Source organism: Pandoraea pulmonicola, assembly GCF_000815105.2.
GTDB lineage: Bacteria > Pseudomonadota > Gammaproteobacteria > Burkholderiales > Burkholderiaceae > Pandoraea > Pandoraea pulmonicola.
This window is the reverse complement of sequence record NZ_CP010310.2, coordinates 2053343-2070440: the sequence shown is the minus strand read 5'-3', so window position 1 is coordinate 2070440 and position 17098 is coordinate 2053343. Positions and strand designations below refer to the sequence as shown.

At 63.1% G+C, this 17098-nt stretch carries 18 protein-coding genes; 6 read left to right on the top strand and 12 right to left on the bottom strand.

Annotation, left to right across the window (positions count from 1 at the left end):
* Nucleotides 1-18: 18 nt before the first annotated feature.
* Nucleotides 19-813, top strand: a complete 795-nt coding sequence (locus tag RO07_RS09055; RefSeq protein ID WP_039410008.1) for a thymidylate synthase — start codon at nucleotides 19-21, stop codon at nucleotides 811-813.
* The gene (locus RO07_RS09050; protein ID WP_039410003.1) at nucleotides 810-1298 is read left to right on the top strand and encodes a dihydrofolate reductase; all 489 of its coding nucleotides are present in this window, start codon (nucleotides 810-812) and stop codon (nucleotides 1296-1298) included. Before RO07_RS09055 ends, RO07_RS09050 begins: the two co-directional genes overlap by 4 nt.
* A 75-nt stretch (nucleotides 1299-1373) precedes the next feature.
* On the opposite strand, the gene RO07_RS09045 is transcribed toward RO07_RS09050, so the two are convergent.
* The 7 genes from RO07_RS09045 to pmbA all read right to left on the bottom strand — a co-directional run bounded on the left by RO07_RS09045 (nucleotide 1374) and on the right by pmbA (nucleotide 9333).
* A complete protein-coding gene (locus RO07_RS09045; protein ID WP_052267147.1) occupies nucleotides 1374-2789 on the bottom strand; it encodes a sensor domain-containing diguanylate cyclase in 1416 nt (471 codons plus the stop codon).
* Between the two features lie 382 nt (nucleotides 2790-3171).
* Nucleotides 3172-3885: an ABC transporter ATP-binding protein gene (locus tag RO07_RS09040; RefSeq protein ID WP_039410000.1), complete on the bottom strand. Its 714-nt coding sequence runs from the start codon at nucleotides 3883-3885 to the stop codon at nucleotides 3172-3174.
* Entirely contained in the window at nucleotides 3882-4685 is an 804-nt protein-coding gene (locus tag RO07_RS09035) for an ABC transporter ATP-binding protein (RefSeq protein ID WP_039409995.1), read from the bottom strand. Before RO07_RS09035 ends, RO07_RS09040 begins: the two co-directional genes overlap by 4 nt.
* An 18-nt stretch (nucleotides 4686-4703) precedes the next feature.
* Nucleotides 4704-5579, bottom strand: a complete 876-nt coding sequence (locus tag RO07_RS09030) for a branched-chain amino acid ABC transporter permease (protein ID WP_039409992.1) — start codon at nucleotides 5577-5579, stop codon at nucleotides 4704-4706.
* Nucleotides 5580-5592: 13 nt separating this feature from the next.
* Complete coding sequence (locus tag RO07_RS09025; RefSeq protein WP_039409990.1) at nucleotides 5593-6474, bottom strand: branched-chain amino acid ABC transporter permease; 882 nt, start codon at nucleotides 6472-6474, stop codon at nucleotides 5593-5595.
* A 130-nt stretch (nucleotides 6475-6604) separates the two neighbouring features.
* Complete coding sequence (locus RO07_RS09020) at nucleotides 6605-7756, bottom strand: ABC transporter substrate-binding protein (RefSeq protein WP_039409987.1); 1152 nt, start codon at nucleotides 7754-7756, stop codon at nucleotides 6605-6607.
* 218 nt (nucleotides 7757-7974) lie between these two features.
* Nucleotides 7975-9333: a metalloprotease PmbA gene (pmbA, locus tag RO07_RS09015; protein WP_039409984.1), complete on the bottom strand. Its 1359-nt coding sequence runs from the start codon at nucleotides 9331-9333 to the stop codon at nucleotides 7975-7977.
* A gap of 115 nt (nucleotides 9334-9448) precedes the next feature.
* Between pmbA and yjgA the strand changes: the two genes are divergently transcribed.
* Both yjgA and mog read left to right on the top strand, forming a co-directional pair.
* On the top strand, nucleotides 9449-10054 hold the full coding sequence (gene yjgA / locus RO07_RS09010) for a ribosome biogenesis factor YjgA (RefSeq protein ID WP_039409982.1): 606 nt from the start codon (nucleotides 9449-9451) through the stop codon (nucleotides 10052-10054).
* Nucleotides 10054-10677: a molybdopterin adenylyltransferase gene (gene mog / locus RO07_RS09005; protein ID WP_039409979.1), complete on the top strand. Its 624-nt coding sequence runs from the start codon at nucleotides 10054-10056 to the stop codon at nucleotides 10675-10677. Before yjgA ends, mog begins: the two co-directional genes overlap by 1 nt.
* A 133-nt stretch (nucleotides 10678-10810) precedes the next feature.
* Here mog and orn read toward each other — a convergent pair whose 3' ends face one another.
* Nucleotides 10811-11452, bottom strand: coding sequence for an oligoribonuclease (gene orn, locus RO07_RS09000; RefSeq protein WP_052267145.1), 642 nt, complete (start codon nucleotides 11450-11452; stop codon nucleotides 10811-10813).
* A 101-nt stretch (nucleotides 11453-11553) separates the two neighbouring features.
* Between orn and RO07_RS08995 the strand changes: the two genes are divergently transcribed.
* Together RO07_RS08995 and rsgA are read left to right on the top strand one after the other, a co-directional pair.
* Complete coding sequence (locus RO07_RS08995) at nucleotides 11554-12801, top strand: M48 family metallopeptidase (RefSeq protein ID WP_039409978.1); 1248 nt, start codon at nucleotides 11554-11556, stop codon at nucleotides 12799-12801.
* A complete protein-coding gene (gene rsgA / locus RO07_RS08990) occupies nucleotides 12798-13742 on the top strand; it encodes a ribosome small subunit-dependent GTPase A (protein WP_039409975.1) in 945 nt (314 codons plus the stop codon). The genes RO07_RS08995 and rsgA overlap by 4 nt, the downstream gene beginning before the upstream one ends.
* Before the next feature lie 91 nt (nucleotides 13743-13833).
* Here rsgA and RO07_RS08985 read toward each other — a convergent pair whose 3' ends face one another.
* From RO07_RS08985 to trmD, 4 genes are all read right to left on the bottom strand, one after another.
* Nucleotides 13834-14772: a CobD/CbiB family protein gene (locus RO07_RS08985; RefSeq protein ID WP_039409971.1), complete on the bottom strand. Its 939-nt coding sequence runs from the start codon at nucleotides 14770-14772 to the stop codon at nucleotides 13834-13836.
* A 135-nt stretch (nucleotides 14773-14907) separates the two neighbouring features.
* On the bottom strand, nucleotides 14908-15525 hold the full coding sequence (locus tag RO07_RS08980) for a CoA pyrophosphatase (RefSeq protein WP_084072530.1): 618 nt from the start codon (nucleotides 15523-15525) through the stop codon (nucleotides 14908-14910).
* Between the two features lie 302 nt (nucleotides 15526-15827).
* Nucleotides 15828-16217 carry a 50S ribosomal protein L19 gene (gene rplS / locus RO07_RS08975; protein WP_039409967.1) on the bottom strand — a complete coding sequence of 130 codons (390 nt, stop codon included), beginning with the start codon at nucleotides 16215-16217 and terminating at the stop codon, nucleotides 15828-15830.
* A gap of 104 nt (nucleotides 16218-16321) precedes the next feature.
* Nucleotides 16322-17092 (bottom strand): tRNA (guanosine(37)-N1)-methyltransferase TrmD, encoded by a 771-nt coding sequence (gene trmD, locus RO07_RS08970; RefSeq protein ID WP_039409964.1) that lies wholly within the window; start codon nucleotides 17090-17092, stop codon nucleotides 16322-16324.
* Nucleotides 17093-17098 lie beyond the last annotated feature (6 nt).

Here is a 17098-nt window from a genome sequence, read left to right as displayed (position 1 = left end):
CGCAAAACGGATGGGCCTATGAAACAGTACCTCGACTTCATGCGCCATGTGCTCGAACATGGCGCGGACAAAACCGACCGCACGGGCACGGGCACGCGCTCGGTGTTCGGCTACCAGATGCGCTTCGACCTGCGGGAAGGATTCCCGCTCGTCACCACCAAGAAGGTGCACATCAAGTCGATCGTGCACGAGCTTCTCTGGTTCCTGCAGGGCAGCACGAATGTGCGCTATCTGCAGGAGAACGGCGTGTCCATCTGGAACGAATGGGCCAACGCCGAAGGCGAACTCGGCCCCGTCTATGGCGCCCAGTGGCGCTCGTGGCCGACCCCCGACGGCGGCCACATCGACCAGATTTCCCAGCTCGTCGAGCAGATTCGCAAGACCCCCGATTCGCGCCGTCTGATCGTCTCCGCCTGGAACGTCGGCGAGATTCCACGCATGGCGCTGCCGCCGTGCCACGCACTCTTCCAGTTCTACGTGGCCGACGGCAAGCTTTCCTGCCAGCTCTATCAGCGTAGCGCCGACATCTTCCTCGGCGTGCCGTTCAATATTGCGAGCTACGCGCTGCTCACGTACATGATGGCGCAGCAGACCGGCTTGGATGTGGGCGACTTCATCTGGACGGGCGGCGACTGCCACCTGTACAACAATCACCTGGAGCAGGTGCGCACGCAGCTCGAACGCGAGCCGTTCCCGCTGCCGAAGCTGGAGATCGCGCGCAAGCCCGAATCCATCTTCGATTACCGCTTCGAGGACTTCCATATCACCGGGTACGAAGCGCATCCGCACATCAAGGCGCCGGTGGCCGTATGACGATTCTGACGTTGGTGGTGGCCCGCGCCGAGAACGGTGTGATCGGGCGCAACAATCAATTGCCGTGGCGTCTGCCGGAGGATCTCGCGCACTTCAAGCGCACAACGCTCGGCAAGCCGGTCGTGATGGGACGCAAGACCTACGACTCGATCGGACGCCCACTGCCCGGCCGACGCAATATCGTGGTGTCGCGCAACCCCGACCTCAGGATCGAAGGCTGCGAAGTCGCGGGCTCGCTCATCGATGCCATGCGGTCGTGCGTCGGCGTCGAGGAAATCTGCCTGATCGGCGGTGCGCAGTTGTATGCGGAAGCGCTCGCGAGCGCGGACAAGGTGATCGTCACCGAGATCGCGAAGGCGTTCGAAGGCGACGCGCACTTTCCCGCGCTGCCTCCCGAGCAGTGGCGCGAGACGACGCGCGAGACACACCACTCGCCCCCCCCGAACGACTTCGATTATGCGTTCGTGACTTACGAACGGATTTGAAGGATGGCGTGCTCCGGCACGCCTTGTCTTTTCCGGGGCCGGTTTCGACGACCGATGATCTGCCGGATTGCCGGATCAGGCGCTCGCGTCCACACGCGGCACGAGGGTCTCGTGCGCCGCCTGCGTCGAGACATGCACGCGATCGCGCCCGAGGCGCTTGGCCGCATACAACGCCTCGTCCGCCTGCGCAATCAACCGCTCCGACGTATCGTCTATCGCGCCTTGTTGCGGGATATGCGTGGCGCACCCCACGCTCACGGTCACGTAGCCATGCGGCCCGGGTCCCGTGCGCTTCAATTCCCGAACGCTGTCGACGACCCGCGTGGCGACGAACGTCGCGCCGTCCACACCGGTGTCCGGCAACACGATCACGAACTCTTCCCCGCCGTAACGCGCGACCAGATCGGCCGGCCGATGCGTGGAGCGCATGAGCGCGAGTGCGACCTGCTCGAGACATTCGTCGCCGGCGGGATGCCCATATTCGTCGTTGAACCGCTTGAAGTTATCGACGTCGATCATCAGCAGCGAGAGCGGCAGCCCCGAGCGGCGCGCCTGCTCGAATTCCCGCGGGAACCGGTCGTTGAAATAGCGGCGGTTGAAAATGCCCGTGAGCGAGTCGCGATTGCTGTACTCGATCAGGCGCAGATGGGCGCGCGTCAGTTCTCGATAAAGCCGCGTGACTTCCCAGACGAGGACGCACACGAGCACCCCCGGCGTCGACATGCTGAACACCCGCGCGAAATACCAGCCCAAGGAAAACCGCACGGTGCTCATCAGACTGAGCACCGTATCGGTCACGCAGGCGAGCACGGCGAGCGCGACCCAAAGATCGAGCACGGTGCGCAGGCGGCCCAGCGAAAGCACGGCGCCCAGCGCGGCGAGGTTGAGTGCGAGCAGGACAAGGGCCGCCCCGCTATCTGAGAAGTCTCCCGGCGCCGTGGCCGGGGTCAGAGCGGGAGGGAGCGGCACGGCCAGGGCCGTGACACAAAGCAGCATGCCGGCGACGAGCGGCAGCCCGACGAAGAGCCACGTCGCGCGGCCGGCCAGCGGGAGTTGCGCCACCGTCTGCGGCGTGAAGCGATGGCGGGCGAGCATTGCGACAAGCACCAGCACCGGGAATCCAGCGTGCCAGAAGACCCAGATCCAGCCTGAGGTCGTCGGGAAGGCGCCGAATAGGCCTTGCGGGGCGAACAGACCGGGGAACGTCAGCAATTGCATGGCGACCGTGAGCGCCGTGAAGGCATAGGCGCCGGCGAGCAGGCCGAAAACCGGCAGACGACTCACTTGAAACTGAGCCGCCAGAAGGAAGGAGGCGATGATCGCGGTGGTGAAGACCGTCAGCCCGCACATGGGCAGGAAGGGTACGACGGCGGGCAGCACCAATGTTGCCCGCGGCGCCGACAGGATCAAGATCGCAAGGATGGCAAGCGCCAGGCAACCGGCCAACGCCCGCTGCCCCTGGGAGGCACGCTCCATCAGAAAGCCGTCCATGAGACTCCTTCAGCCCGTCGCGGGTCGGTGTCCTGGTGTTGGTTGTAGTGAGTCGACACTCGGTGGCGAGGCACATTGGCGTACCTGCCGGGACTAGCGATGTAAGAAGAATGCACCAATTTATAACGAATGCCAACAGCCAAAATGGGCGGGCTCCGGCCGGAGGCTTTGGGGTGCCGAGGGATGTGCCAACCTGCGAGCAGCCTCGGTTGTGTCGTCGCTGTGGCCTGCGACGACACCGCCCTTTTCACAAAAAAAACGCGCCGACCGTCCTTTCGGAACGGATCGGCGCGCATCGTCCGGGCGTCCATGGATTGACGGCTGGTCGGCAGCGGTGGGCGAAGCCCGGGCCCATCGGCGGACGCCACCTCCCGAGGCGACTTCAACCGCCCAAATACGCCTCCAGCACTCTCGGGTTCCCCAGCAGATTCCGGCCCGTGTCGTCCAACACGACTTTGCCGGTCTCCAGCACGTAGCCGTGCTGCGCGATCTTCAATGCCTGACGCACGTTCTGCTCGACCAGGAAAATCGTCAGTCCGTCGGCATTGATTTCCTTGAGCGTGTGGAAAATGCCCTGCACGATGATCGGTGCCAGCCCCATCGACGGCTCGTCGAGCAACAACAGACGCGGACGCGCCATCAACGCCCGGCCGATCGCCAGCATCTGCTGCTCGCCCCCCGAGAGGTTCCCGGCCATCTGGTCCAGACGCTCCGCCAGCCGCGGGAACCGCTCCAGCACCTTGTCGAAGTCCGGCTTCACGTTCTGACGATCTCGCCGCGTGTACGCGCCGAGCTCGAGGTTCTCTCGCACCGACATGGTCGTGAGCGTCGCCCGCCCCTCCGCGACCTGCACCAGCCCGCGCTGCACGATCCTGTTCGGTGTCAGCCCGCCGATATCTTCGCCTTCGAAAAGAATCGTCCCCGCCTGCTTCTTGATGAGGCCGGACAGCGCGAGCAACGTCGTCGACTTGCCTGCACCGTTGGCCCCGACGAGTGACGTGATTTCGTGCTCGCGCAACGAAAAGTCCACGCCCTTCACGGCCTCGATATGCCCGTAGGCCACCTTCAGGCCCTTCACTTCGAGCAGCGCGCTCATGCCTTGTCCTCCGCGCCGACTGCCAGTGCAGCCGCATCATCATCATCGTCGTCGCGGCCCAGATAGGCCTCGATCACCTGCGGGTTGTGCTTGATCTCGTCGGGCCTGCCCTCGGCAATGATCTTGCCGAAGTTCAGCACCGCGATTCGCTCGCACAAGCCCATCACGAAACGCATGTCGTGCTCGATCATGAAGATCGTGTAACCACGTGCCTTGATGTTCTCGATCTCGCTCATGAGATCGACCTTCTCGCCCGTGTTCATGCCGGCCACCGGCTCGTCGAGCAACAGCAGCTTGGGCTCGGTCGCCAGCGCACGCGCCAGTTCGAGCTTGCGCTGGTCACCATACGAGAGGTTGTCGGCAACGTCATACGCCTTGTGATCGAGCTTCACCCACGACAACAGTTCGTGAGCCCGCTCGCGCGACCGCTTCTCCATGTCGCGAAAGCCCGGCAGCGAAAGCAGCAACCCCGCCGGACCGTACGTCAGGTGGCGATGCATGCCGACCACCACGTTCTCGATCAGCGTCATCTCCTTGAAGATGCGGATGTTCTGAAACGTGCGCGCAATGCCGCGCTGGGTGATCCGGTGCGGCTTCTGTCCCACCAGGCTCTCGCCGTCGAACGTGATGCCGCCGCCGGTCGGCTGCAACAACCCCGTGATCAGGTTGAAGACGGTCGTCTTGCCGGCGCCGTTCGGGCCAATCAGCCCGAAGATCGTGCCCTGCGGCACTTCGATATTCACGTCCTGCAGAACGTGCAGACCGCCGAATCGTTTGGAAATATTGGAAAGCTTGAGCATGTCGTATCCTCCGTCCGCTTACGAGGAAGAGGCCGAACGCGTCTTGCCGGTCCGGAACCAACGGCGAAAGCGCATCGGATCCCAGATGCCCTTGGGCAGGAACAGCACGATCAGCACCAGGATCAGGCCGTTGACCACAAGACGGAAGTCGTTGAACGCGCGCAGCAACTCGGGCAGCAACGTGAGAATCGTGCTGCCGAGCACCGGGCCCACCAAACCGTTGATACCACCGAGAATTGCCATCGTCAGAATCTCGACGCCACGGTCGAAACCGAACTCGTTCGGCCCGATGAAAAACGTCAGATGCGCGTTGAGCGCACCCGCCAGACCCGCAAGCACGGCGCCGAGCACGAACGCCAGCATCTTGTAGCCCGTGACATTGATGCCCATGAGGCCCGCCGCCGTCTCGTCTTCCTTGATGGCCTCGAAGGCGCGGCCGATCTTCGAGCGGCGCAGACGCCACAACACGGCCAGTGTGATCACCACCGCGCCCGCCACATGCCACCACTGCGTGAGTTGCGGAATGCCGTTCAGACCGAGCGCCCCCCCCGTCAGGTCTTCGGTGTTCAGGATCAGCACGCGCACGACTTCACCGAAACCGAGCGTCGCCATCGCGAGATACACCCCCGACAAACGCAGCGTCGGCTTGCCGATGATGAACGCGATGAGCGCCGGTGCGGCCATGCCCCCCGCAAGCGACACGGCGAACGGCATCTCGTAGTTCATCGTGAGCAGCGCGGCGGTATAGGCGCCGATGCCCATGAACGCCGCATTGGCCATCGCCAGCATGCCGCACGAGAGCGTGAGGTAAATCGACAGGGCCAGCAGCGCGTTGGTGCCGAGTGTGAGCACCAGATTGCTGTAAACCGCCCAGAAATTATTGAACCAGTCCATTGCGCCCCCGTGATTACGCTTTGCGTTCGAGCACTTTGCCGAACAACCCCTGCGGACGCACCAGCAGGATCAGGAACAGCAGGCCGAACGCCACGGCGTCGCGCATGTTCGAGCCGATGTAAGCCACCGACAGCACCTCGGCAAAGCCCAGGAACAGCCCGCCGATCATCGCGCCGCGAATATCGCCCATGCCGCCGAGAATGATCACGGCAATGCCCTTGTGCAGCATCGGCTGCCCCATGAGCGGGAATACCGCGTTGGAATACAGCCCGATCAGCACACCGGCCATGCCGCCCAGCCCGGCCGCCGCGAACGACGTCGCCAGGAACAGGCCTTCGACGTTGATCCCGAGCAGGTAGGCTGCCTTGGGCGACTCGGCGATGGCGCGCAAGGCGCGGCCGAGCTGCGTCTTCTTGATCGTGGTGATCAGCACGGCCATGAGCGCGAACGAGATGAAGATGATCGCGAGCTCGAGCACCGTCATGTGTACGCCGGCCACCGTGATGGTGTCCTGCGAGACGACGTCGTACGGAAAGCGCAGGTTCTCGGCACCGAAGATGCCCTGCACACCGTTGTTGAGCAGAATGCCCACGCCGATGGTGGCGATCATCGGAATCAGGTGAGGCGCACCGCGCTTGCGCAACGGTTTGAGCACCAGCACGTCGATGACGAGACCAAGCAGGCCGGCCGCGACGACGGCCACGACGATGGCGGCCCACAGCGGCAGATGCAAACGGACGACGGCTTGCAGGGCGGCGTAGGCGCCGACCATGAAAACCGCGCCGTGCGAGAGATTGATGACGCCGAGAATGCCGAACACGAGTGTGAACCCGAGCGCGAACAAGGCGTACACGCACCCAAGGGAGAGCGCGTTGACGAGTTGCTGTTCCAGCATGGTGTGTATTCCAGCCTGAGGGACGGAGGCGCGCACCGCGCGGGGACGCGGCATGCGCCAGAAACGCCGATGGGCGTAGCGCCTTTCGGCCCTACGCCCATGCGGACTTCTTCAAGTACTGCCGGGCTGCTTACTTCTCGATGACGTACTTGCCGCCCTTCGTCACGCTGACGATCGGCGCTTGCTGCGCGTCGTAGCCGGCCGGCTTGCCGTTCTTGCCCGTCGCCTGACGGAAGGCGAACGCACCGGTCGCGCCGTCATGCTTGACCTTCGGCAGCGCGTCGCGCAGTGCCTTGCGATCGGCCTCGAGGTTACCCGAGATCTTCACGTTCTTGATCGCGCTGGCCGCGATATACATGGCGTCGTAGGCTTGCGCGGCGAACTGGTCAGGCGCCACGTTGTACTTCGCCTTGTAAGCACCGATGAACTTCGTGTTGGCCGGCGTGTTGTTCTCGATCGACCACGGGCTGCCCACCCACAGGCCGTCCGAGCTGCCCTTGGCCAGGTCGAACACCTTCACCGAGTTCATGCCGTTGCCGCCGATGAACGGCACGTTGATGCCCAACTGGCGAGCCTGCACCATGATCGGCGCGCCTTCCGCAATCAGTGCCGAGAGCACGATGGCGTCCGGGTTGGTCGCCTTGATCTTCGTGAGCTGCGCCTTGAAGTCCACGTCGCCCTTGGCGAACGTTTCGGTCGTCGTGACCGGGATCTTCAGGTCCTCGAGCGCCTTCTTGAAGTTGTCGTAGCCGCTCTTGGTGAACACGTCGTCGTTACCGTACAGCACCGCGACCTTCTTGATGCCCGTATGCTTGGCCGCAACCTTGATGGTCTCGGGCAGCACGTCGGCTTCGGTCACCGAATTGCGGAAGATGAAGTCGCCGATCGACGTGATGCCGTCAGCCGTATTCGACGTGCCGAAAGCCACCGTCTTGCCCGCCTGAGCGATCGGGTCGGCCGCCTGGGCCGAGTTGGACAGCGTCGGACCGAACACCATGAGCACCTTGTCCTGGAAGATCAGCTTCTTGAAAACGTTGATCGCCTCTTCCTTCTTGCCCTGCTCGTCTTCGACCTGAAGCACGAGCTTGTTGCCGTTGATGCCGCCGGCGGCGTTGATTTCGTCAGCCGCGAGCTGGAAACCGTTCTTGATGGCTGCGCCATACTGCGCAGCACCGCCCGACAGTGCCTCGGCCACGCCGATCTTCAGATCGGCCGCGTGTGCCGCAGCCACCATCCCCGTAGCGACAAGTGCGCACAGCAACTTGGTCATGGTGCTTTTCATGAGTCCTCTTCCTCCAATACCTAGTCTCTAGTTATGAGAAGGCGCGCCTTATGAGCGCGCCCATTACCCTAACTACCGTGTCGGTTCTTAAGCCACGGCTTAAGAAAACTCCTAAGCATAACGCAAACTGCCTGCATCGGACACGACAAAAGGGTTTTCACCCCGTCATGGCGCATAAATGCAACGCGATTATGGCGTCATAACGGCTTTTCGCAGCATCAATGACCGGCAATGGTCATTTGTTCAATCAGGATTGACCCGACCTCCTTGGTCCCGCGCACGAGCGTGTCGGCGCCGATGGCGACGATCTGGCGGAACATGTCGTTCAGGTTGCCCGCGAGCGTGATTTCCTCGACCGGGTACTGAATCTCGCCGTTTTCCACCCAGAAGCCCGACGCACCGCGCGAGTAGTCGCCCGTCACATAGTTCACGCCCTGCCCCATCAGTTCGGTCACGAGCAGGCCCGTACCCAGCTTGCGCAGCATGGCGCGGAAGTCGTCGCCCGGCGCGGTCAGCTTGCTGTACATGCGAAGGTTGTGCGAGCCGCCGGCGTTGCCCGTCGTCTGCATGCCGAGCTTGCGTGCCGAGTAGGTCGAGAGGAAATAGCCCTGCACCACGCCGTCGCTTACCACGTCGCGGGCGCGCGTCTTCACGCCCTCTTCGTCGTATGGCGCGCTGCCCATGGCTCGCAACACGTGCGGATCCTCATGGATGCCGACGTGGTCGGCAAACACCGGCTTGCCGAGGCTGTCAACAAGGAATGTCGCCTTGCGGTACAGCGCCCCACCGCTCACCCCCTGCACGAACGCGCCCAGCAGGCCGGCCGCCAGCGGGGCCTCGAACAGAACGGCGCACTTGCGCGTGGAGAGCTTGCGGGCATGCAGGCGGGCCAGCGCACGCTCGGCGGCGTACCGACCGATCGATTCGGGCGAAGCCAGGTCTTCGGCCGCGCGCTTGGACGAATACCAGTCGTCGCGTTGCATGTGGCTGCCCGAGCCCGCGATCGGCGAAACGGACAGGTAGTGACGGGAATACGGATAGCCGGAGAGGAAACCGCGCGTCGTACCCAGCATGAATTGCGAGTGTTGCGCCGACACGCTTGCGCCTTCCGAGTTGCGGATGAGCGGACTCACGTCGAGCGCCGCCTTCTCGGCGCGGCGCGCCAGCTCGACGGCGTCGTCCGCGCCGATGCGCCACGGATGAAACAGCGACAGCTCCTGGGGATGCATTTCCAGCAGTTCCGTCTCGGCCAGCCCGGCGCAATCGTCTTCCGCGGTGAAGCGGGCGATGTTGTAGGCGGCGTCGACGGTGTCGTGCAGCGCCTTGCGCGAAAAGTCCGACGTGCTGGCGTTGCCGCGACGCTGGCCGATGAAGACCGTCACGCCCACGAGCTTGTCGCGGTTGCGTTCGATCGTCTCGACCTTGCCGCGCCGCACCGAGACCGACAGGCCGTCGCCCTCTGAAATCTCGGCCGCCGCATCGGTGGCGCCGAGCGAACGGGCGTACTGCAGTACGTCGCTGACGATTTCCTTGAGTTGGTCCTGGGTATGCGTGAAGTGCTGGGTCGCTTGGGACATCGGCGCGATTGAGTCAATAGCTGAATAGGAACCGCCATCTTAGCGCGACTTACTCGCTGTCGTGCGGGCGCTCGGCAACTATTTGCCCGCCGCGCGCCGCGTTACAATAGCGCCCATGACGCACATTCAACGCTTTAACCGTATCGCCCACAGCGAGCTTTCCGACGAAGGCCCGAGCAAATCCCAGCGCAAGCGAGAATCCCACGCCTTGCAGGATCTGGGCGAAGAACTGGTCAATCTGGCCAAGGACGCGCTCGCCCGCGTGCCGATGCCCGAAAATCTCGAACAGGCGGTTCGCGACTGCCGCAAGATCACCGCCCACGAGGGCCGACGCCGCCAGTTGCAGTACGTGGGCAAGCAAATGCGCACGCTGCACGAGTCGGAAGTCGAAGCGATTCGCCGCGCACTGGATGCCATCAAGGGCGTCTCGAAAGCGGAAACCGCCAAGCTCCACTCGCTCGAGCGCTGGCGCGAACGCCTCATGGCCAAGGATGAGGCGCTTACCGAGTTGCTGGCGCAACATCCGCAAGCCGATGCCCAGCAATTGCGCACGCTCATTCGCAACGCGCGCCGCGAGCAAGCGGCTCAGAAACCGCCCAAGGCCTTCCGCGAGCTGTTTCAGGCCCTCAAGGACCTGCTCGTGAGCGCCCCCGCGAGCGCCGAAACTTCGGAAGACGCCGATAGCGATCTGCCCGAATTCCCAACCCGCGAGGAAGACTGATGGTTGCGCGCTCACATCCGGACGAACTTCGCGTCGGCCTCGTATCGATCAGCGACCGCGCGAGCCAGGGCACGTACGAAGACCAGGGCATCCCGGCCCTGCAGGCGTGGCTTGGCAGCACGCTCACCACGCCATGGGTCGCCGAGACGCGCCTGATTCCCGACGACGCCGACGGCATCACCGCCACGCTGATCGAACTCGTCGACACGATGCAGTGCGATCTGGTGCTCACCACCGGCGGTACGGGTCCGGCGCGCCGGGACGTCACACCGGAAGCCACACTTCGCGCGGGCACCAAGGAAATGCCGGGCTTCGGGGAGCAGATGCGTCAGATCAGTCTGCGCTTCGTGCCGACGGCAATCCTGTCGCGTCAGGTGGCCGTCATCCGCGAAACGGCCGAGCATGCGGCTCTGATCATCAACCTGCCGGGACAACCGAAGTCGATCAAGGAAACGCTCGAAGGCTTGCGCGATGCCGACGGAAAATCGATCGTGCCGGGCATTTTTGCCGCCGTGCCGTACTGCATCGATCTGATTGGCGGGCCTTACATCGAGACGGACGACGCCGTATGCAAGGCGTTCCGGCCCAAGAGCGCGATTCGTGCGTCAAAGCCGGCTGCTTGAGCCCCCGCTCGCAAGCCCTCGCAACGCGAGGCTGTGAGCCTTGCACAACGAAAAACGCCAGCGCAAACGTCGCTGGCGTTTTTCGTTTGGCGGACAGGCGCGAGGTCAGCACTGCCCCCGCGCGCCTGCCGAGTCAGGCCGTCACGACGGGCGCGCCGGCGTCGGGCCCACCCGGCACGGACGTCTTGAGGAAGTGCTCGCGGTAATACACGAGCTCGTCGATGGACTCGTGAATATCGGCCAATGCCGTGTGGGCAGCACGCTTCGTGAAGCCCTTGTAGACCGTCGGCTCCCAACGGCGGCACAACTCCTTGAGCGTGCTCACATCCAGATTGCGATAGTGGAAGAACGCCTCGAGCTTCGGCATATGACGCGCCATGAAGCGGCGATCCTGACAGATCGAGTTGCCGCACATCGGCGACTTGTTGGGCGGTACGTATTGGGACAGAAACGCGATCAACTGCGCTTCGGCCGACGCCTCGTCCACCGTCGACGCCTTCACGCGATCAATGAGCCCCGAGCGACCGTGCGTCGATTTGTTCCAGTCGTCCATGCCGTCGAGCACGGCGTCCGACTGATGGATGGCGAAGACCGGGCCTTCGATACGACGCGTGAGCGCGGAGTCGGTGACGACGACCGCCACTTCGATGATCCGGTCGGTGTCGGGCTGCAGACCCGTCATTTCCATATCGAGCCAGACCAGATTGAACTCGGCGCGTGCGAGCGTCAGTTCGCTTTCGGCTTGGGTGGAATTTTGGGATGGAATGGCGGACATGATCGGAGGACTCTGGAAAACGCGTCGGTGGACGGCCACAAGGCGCCTGGCCGGTCGAAAGAACTTATAATTCTCGCATACTTCGGATTCTTCTTAAGCGCATGTTCACCTATCTCTTCGTGATCTTCCTGCTGGCGATGGTCATGACCAAGCTTTGGCTGGCCGCTCGCCAGGTCCGCCACGTGGTTGCGCACCGGGCCACCGTCCCCGCACGGTTCGCCGATACGATCACGCTGACCGACCATCAGCGCGCCGCCGACTACACGGTCGCGCGCACGCGATTGGGCATGGCCGAGATCTTTGCTCAGGCCGTACTGCTCGTCGCCTTCACGTTGCTCGGTGGCCTGAACGTGCTGCACATCGGCATTTCGGAGTGGCTCGGTGAAGGCTACCTCGGCCAGATCGTCCTGATCGGCGCCGTGCTGCTGATCTCCGGCATCGTGGATCTGCCGTTCACCTACATCCGCCAGTTCGTGATCGAACAGCGCTTCGGCTTCAACCGGATGTCGCTCGGGCTGTTCATTGCGGATCTGATCAAGGGCACGGCCGTGGGGACCGTGCTCGGCTTGCCGCTGCTGTTTGTCGTGCTGTGGCTGATGGACCGCGCCGGGCCGCTATGGTGGCTCTACACATGGGTGGTCTGGGTGGCGTTCAACCTGTTCGTGCAATTCATTTTTCCGCACGTCATTGCACCGATGTTCAACAAGTTCGAGCCACTCTCGGACGCCTCTCTGGCACAACGCATCGAGGGCCTGATGCAACGTTGCGGCTTCGCGGCGCGCGGCCTGTTCGTGATGGACGGGTCGAAGCGCTCGGCACACGGCAACGCGTATTTCAGCGGCTTCGGCCGTGCGAAACGCATCGTCTTCTTCGACACGCTGATCGAACGACTCTCGCCCGCCGAAATCGAGGCCGTGCTCGCTCACGAGCTGGGGCATTTCAAACGTCATCACATTACCAAGCGCTTGGCCGTCGCGTTCGCGCTGTCGCTCGCGTTTCTCCAACTATTGGGCTGGCTCGCAGGCCGCACGTGGTTCTATACCGACCTTGGCGTGATGCCATCGATGACCGGCAGCAACAACGCGTTGGCATTGGTGTTGTTCTTCCTCGTTCTGCCGGTGTTCGGCTTCTTCGCCAGCCCGCTGGGCAGCCTGAGCTCCCGCCAGCATGAGTTCGAGGCCGACGCCTTCGCCGCCAGCCAGACGCAGGCGAGCGACCTCGTCAATGCGCTCGTCAAGCTGTATCAGGACAACGCCTCGACACTCACGCCCGACCCGGTCTACACGGCGTTCTACTATTCGCATCCGCCTGCGTCCCAGCGCATCGATCGTTTGCTGGGGCACGCATGAAGCGCGGTGTGAAGGGCAAGATGTCGCCGGTTGCCGCAACCGCGCAGGAAGCGCGCCGCCACGGGCGCGTGACGGCAGCGCACGGTCGCCACTACGTCGTGGAAGCGGACGATGGCGAGACCGTGCTGTGCTTTCCCCGCGGCAAGAAGAGTGAAATCGCCGTCGGCGACGAAGTCCAATGGGCGCGTACGGGCGATCAGGGCGTGATCGAGGAGATCCTGCCCCGGCGCAATCTGCTGTATCGCTCCGATCAGTTCAAGAGCAAGCTCTTTGCCGCGAACATCGACCAGTTGGTGATCATGCTGGCGACGGAGCCGTACTTCAGCGAAGACCTGCTGGGCCGAGCGCTCGTTGCCGCGGAAGCCAACGAACTGCGCCCCCTCATCGTGCTCAACAAGACGGACGTGGCGCATGCCGTGCCGGCCGCTCGCGAACGGCTGGCGCCCTATCGCGCGCTGGGCTATGAGGTGCTGGAGTTGTCTGTGCGCGCCGATCCGGCAGCGGCGACGGCGTTGCTGCAACCGCGTCTGGCGCACCAGGCGTCGTTGCTGCTCGGGCAATCGGGGATGGGGAAATCGAGCCTCGTGAACCTGCTGGTGCCGAATGCCGACGCCGCGACCCGCGAAATCTCGACGGTGCTCAATTCCGGCAAGCACACGACGACCTTCACCCGCATCTTCCATCTGCCCGAAGGCGGCCTGCTGATCGATTCGCCAGGCTTTCAGGAATTCGGACTGCACCATCTCAAGGAAGGCGCGCTGGAGCGGGCGTTCCCGGAGTTCCGTCCACTGCTGACCGGTTGCCGCTTCTACAACTGCCATCATCTGAAAGAGCCCGGCTGCGCCATCCTTGAGGCGGTGGCCGATGGGCGGATCTCTGCACAACGCCATGCACTCTATGCCCAACTTGTGCACGAGTCCGAGCAACAAATTCCCTACTAAGGCGAAGCGTCCTCGCCGTGCCAATCATGAAAAAACCCCGCAGCAGCGGGGTTTTTGCTATTCGTATGCGAATGCCTCGCCAGTCGGGCCATCAGCCGAGCCAGACAGCCAGCGTGAGGAGCAGGAGCAGCAGCATCCACAGCAGCACCGCGCGCCAGACCAAGCCAACGGCCGCCTGGAGGGTGCGCGGCGTGCATTCACTGCCGACGGGCAGGACGGCATCGTCGCCTTGATTGAGGGCGTCGATACTCGACACCTCCGCCAACGGCCCCGTGAGACGTGCGCCCAATGCGCCGCTGCCGGCAGCGAGCAGAATGCCTTCGTTCTCGTTCGGCCATTGCTTGGCGTAGTGACGCCACGCGTAGATGGCGTCTTCGAAGTTGCCGACGATAGCAAAGCCGATGGCGGTCAGCCGGGCCGGCACCCAGTCGATCACATAGAACGCCTTGCGCGCGAACGCGCCGAAGCCCGGACTGCGGTCCGGCGCCGCTTCCGTCCAGCGGCGCGACAGGTATTCGGCAAGACGATAGAGGACGGCGCCCGCAGGGCCGATCGGCATCAGGAACCAGAAAAATACGCCGAAAACGTGGCGATGCGACGCGATGACCGCATGCAGCAGCGTGTGGCGCACGATCTCGTCGACCGGCATGTCGACAGTGTCGATGCCGATCCACTGACGCAGGATCCCACGCGCCTCGTTCACCTTGTCGTTGTTCAAGGCGACGTGAATATCGGTGAAATAGTGACTGAACTGGCGGAAGCCCATCGTCAGGTAGACGATGAGAACGTTCCATGCGAAGCCCAGGAAAATGTTGACCCGCATCAGCAGGAAATAGATAACGCCGACACCCAGCACGAACGGCAGGACGACGACGAGCCATGCGAGCACACCATGACGAGGCTGTCCGGCATCGAACGTCTGCGAAGTGTGGGCCGCGTGGGAGCGAATCAGGTTGTAGATCGGGTTTTGCGTGGAGAGGGCACGCACCTGCTCGAGGATCAGCGCGAGGAGTACCGAAAAGAATGTCATGCGTGCGATCAGATCATCGGACGGAATGGTGTAACGATAGCACAGCTTCTCGCAAATGCCCGCCCTGTGCGCCTTCGCGGCGCGTATGCCCGCCGGTTCAAGCGGACATCTTGCGCGTTCGATCCGTACGTCGCGTCAGGCCCGCAACAGCTGATAGAAATTTCGGAGCATGGCGGCCGTCGCGCCCCAGATGAAATACTCGCCTCCGGCTGGCTTGGGGTAAGGCATTGAGTAGAACCGGCGCTCGCCCATCTGATAGTGGAAGAGACGCACCTGATGGTTCGTGGGGTTCATCAGGAATTCGAGCGGCACCTCGAAGATCTCGGCCACCTCGCCGGTGTCGGCCACAAGGTCGAATGGCGGCTTGAGGAGTCCAATGACGGGCGCGACGCGAAACCCGGTCCTGGTGACGTAGTCCGGCAAACGCCCAATGACCTCGACGACACCCGAATCCAGCCCAATCTCTTCGCGTGATTCGCGCAGCGCGGTGGCAATCGGCGTCGGGTCGTCAGGTTCGCGACTGCCTCCTGGAAAACTGACCTGCCCCGCGTGCGTGCTCAGATGCTGCGTGCGTTGGGTAAACAGGACCGTCGTTCCCTGCGGGCGCATGACGAGCGGCATGAGCACCGCCGCGGCACGCGGCGTGAAGAGTGCGGTGGGAACGACTTCTGCGATATTCGCATCCGGTGTCCAGATCGGCGGATGGGCAAGCCGGTCTCGCAACGCGTCGGGCGTGAGCCGCTCCGCCGGCACCGAGGGCTCCCCCTCGCCTGTCGAGACGATGGGTAACGCTTCAGGATGCAGGATAAGAGGTGGCGCCACGTAGACCTTGGAAGTATCGGGGACTTCGCTATTTTAGCGAGGAAGACGAAAATGCGTACACGCGAAGAAAAACCGAATCTCACTCCAATTCGTGCGATGCAACGCTCATGACGCAGCGCCGCAAGACGTAAAACGTTTGCCGCGAATACGAAAAAAGCACCCCGAAGGGTGCTTTTTCCATGCGGCTTTGCTGCGCCCGGCCACGAGGTCGCCGGGGCGCAGCGGCGTCCGACTTACTCGGCAGCAGCAGCGGTCTTGCTCTTGAACGTGAGCTTTTCCTTGATACGTGCCGACTTGCCCGAACGCTCGCGCAGGTAGTACAGCTTCGCGCGACGAACGTCACCACGACGCTTGACTTCGATGCTGGCGATCAGCGGCGAGTACGTCTGGAACGTACGCTCAACGCCTTCACCCGACGAAATCTTGCGAACGATGAACGCCGAGTTCAGACCGCGGTTACGCTTGGCGATCACGACGCCTTCGTAGGCCTGCACACGCTTGCGGTTACCTTCCACCACGTTCACGTTGACGACCACGGTGTCGCCAGGGGCGAATTCAGGGATCGTCTTGTTCGCGGTCAGACGCGCGATTTCTTCCTGCTCGATCTTTTGGATCAGATTCATTTACCACTCCTTGTGCCATCGTATCGGCGTTTTATACCGGCATGCCGGCCCCGACAGAGGATGGGTTCAAACCGAATGCCGTCCCCATGACGGCATCCGTTGCCCTACTTGGCCGACGAGTCGGCCTTCAGGCTTGCCAGCCACGCCTCATCGGCCCGGCTGAGCAATCCGTTGGCACGCGCGCTCTCGATCAGGTCGGGGCGCTTGCGCCAGGTGTTGGTCAACGCCTCGCGGCGCCGCCATTTTTCGATCTCTGCGTGATGCCCGCCTAACAACACGTCGGGCACGCGCACACCTTCGTACTCTTCGGGCCGGGTGTAATGCGGGCAGTCGAGCAGGCCGTTCACGAAACTGTCCTGCTCGGCCGACTGCGCATCGTTCAGCGCGCCCGGCAGCAACCGGATCAGCGAATCCATCAGCGCCATCGCGGGCAATTCACCACCCGAGAGGACGAAATCGCCAAGGCTGATCTCTTCGTCCACGACACGATCGATCAGGCGCTGATCGATCGCTTCGTAACGTCCGCACAGCAGAATCAGGCCCTGTTCCTGCTCACTCAACTCCACCACGCGGCGGTGCGTCAGCGGCTTGCCCTGCGGCGACATCAGCAACACTCTGCCGCGCGCAACGCCCGCTCCGGCCTGCGCCGCTTTCGCGGCGGCGATCGCATCATCCAGCGGTTTGGCCAGCATAACCATGCCCGGGCCACCACCGTAAGGACGATCGTCGACCGTACGATAGTTGTTGTGCGTGAAATCGCGCGGATTCCAGAACCGCAAGTCGTAGCGAGACTGCTTCAGCGCCCGGCTGGTGACGCCCCATTCGGTCAGCGCCCGAAACATCTCGGGAAAGAGCGTGACGACGTCAAACTGCATCAGACC

Coding starts and splice junctions, on each gene's coding strand:
- yjgA (WP_039409982.1), top strand. CDS start 9,449: ATGACGCACATTCAACGCTTTAACCGTATCGCCCACAGCGAGCTTTCC.
- RO07_RS09030 (WP_039409992.1), bottom strand. CDS start 5,579: ATGGACTGGTTCAATAATTTCTGGGCGGTTTACAGCAATCTGGTGCTC.
- RO07_RS08995 (WP_039409978.1), top strand. CDS start 11,554: ATGTTCACCTATCTCTTCGTGATCTTCCTGCTGGCGATGGTCATGACC.
- pmbA (WP_039409984.1), bottom strand. CDS start 9,333: ATGTCCCAAGCGACCCAGCACTTCACGCATACCCAGGACCAACTCAAG.
- RO07_RS09020 (WP_039409987.1), bottom strand. CDS start 7,756: ATGAAAAGCACCATGACCAAGTTGCTGTGCGCACTTGTCGCTACGGGG.
- RO07_RS09050 (WP_039410003.1), top strand. CDS start 810: ATGACGATTCTGACGTTGGTGGTGGCCCGCGCCGAGAACGGTGTGATC.
- RO07_RS09040 (WP_039410000.1), bottom strand. CDS start 3,885: ATGAGCGCGCTGCTCGAAGTGAAGGGCCTGAAGGTGGCCTACGGGCAT.
- mog (WP_039409979.1), top strand. CDS start 10,054: ATGGTTGCGCGCTCACATCCGGACGAACTTCGCGTCGGCCTCGTATCG.
- orn (WP_052267145.1), bottom strand. CDS start 11,452: ATGTCCGCCATTCCATCCCAAAATTCCACCCAAGCCGAAAGCGAACTG.
- RO07_RS09045 (WP_052267147.1), bottom strand. CDS start 2,789: ATGGACGGCTTTCTGATGGAGCGTGCCTCCCAGGGGCAGCGGGCGTTG.
- RO07_RS09035 (WP_039409995.1), bottom strand. CDS start 4,685: ATGCTCAAGCTTTCCAATATTTCCAAACGATTCGGCGGTCTGCACGTT.
- rsgA (WP_039409975.1), top strand. CDS start 12,798: ATGAAGCGCGGTGTGAAGGGCAAGATGTCGCCGGTTGCCGCAACCGCG.
- RO07_RS08985 (WP_039409971.1), bottom strand. CDS start 14,772: ATGACATTCTTTTCGGTACTCCTCGCGCTGATCCTCGAGCAGGTGCGT.
- rplS (WP_039409967.1), bottom strand. CDS start 16,217: ATGAATCTGATCCAAAAGATCGAGCAGGAAGAAATCGCGCGTCTGACC.
- RO07_RS09055 (WP_039410008.1), top strand. CDS start 19: ATGAAACAGTACCTCGACTTCATGCGCCATGTGCTCGAACATGGCGCG.
- trmD (WP_039409964.1), bottom strand. CDS start 17,092: ATGCAGTTTGACGTCGTCACGCTCTTTCCCGAGATGTTTCGGGCGCTG.
- RO07_RS09025 (WP_039409990.1), bottom strand. CDS start 6,474: ATGCTGGAACAGCAACTCGTCAACGCGCTCTCCCTTGGGTGCGTGTAC.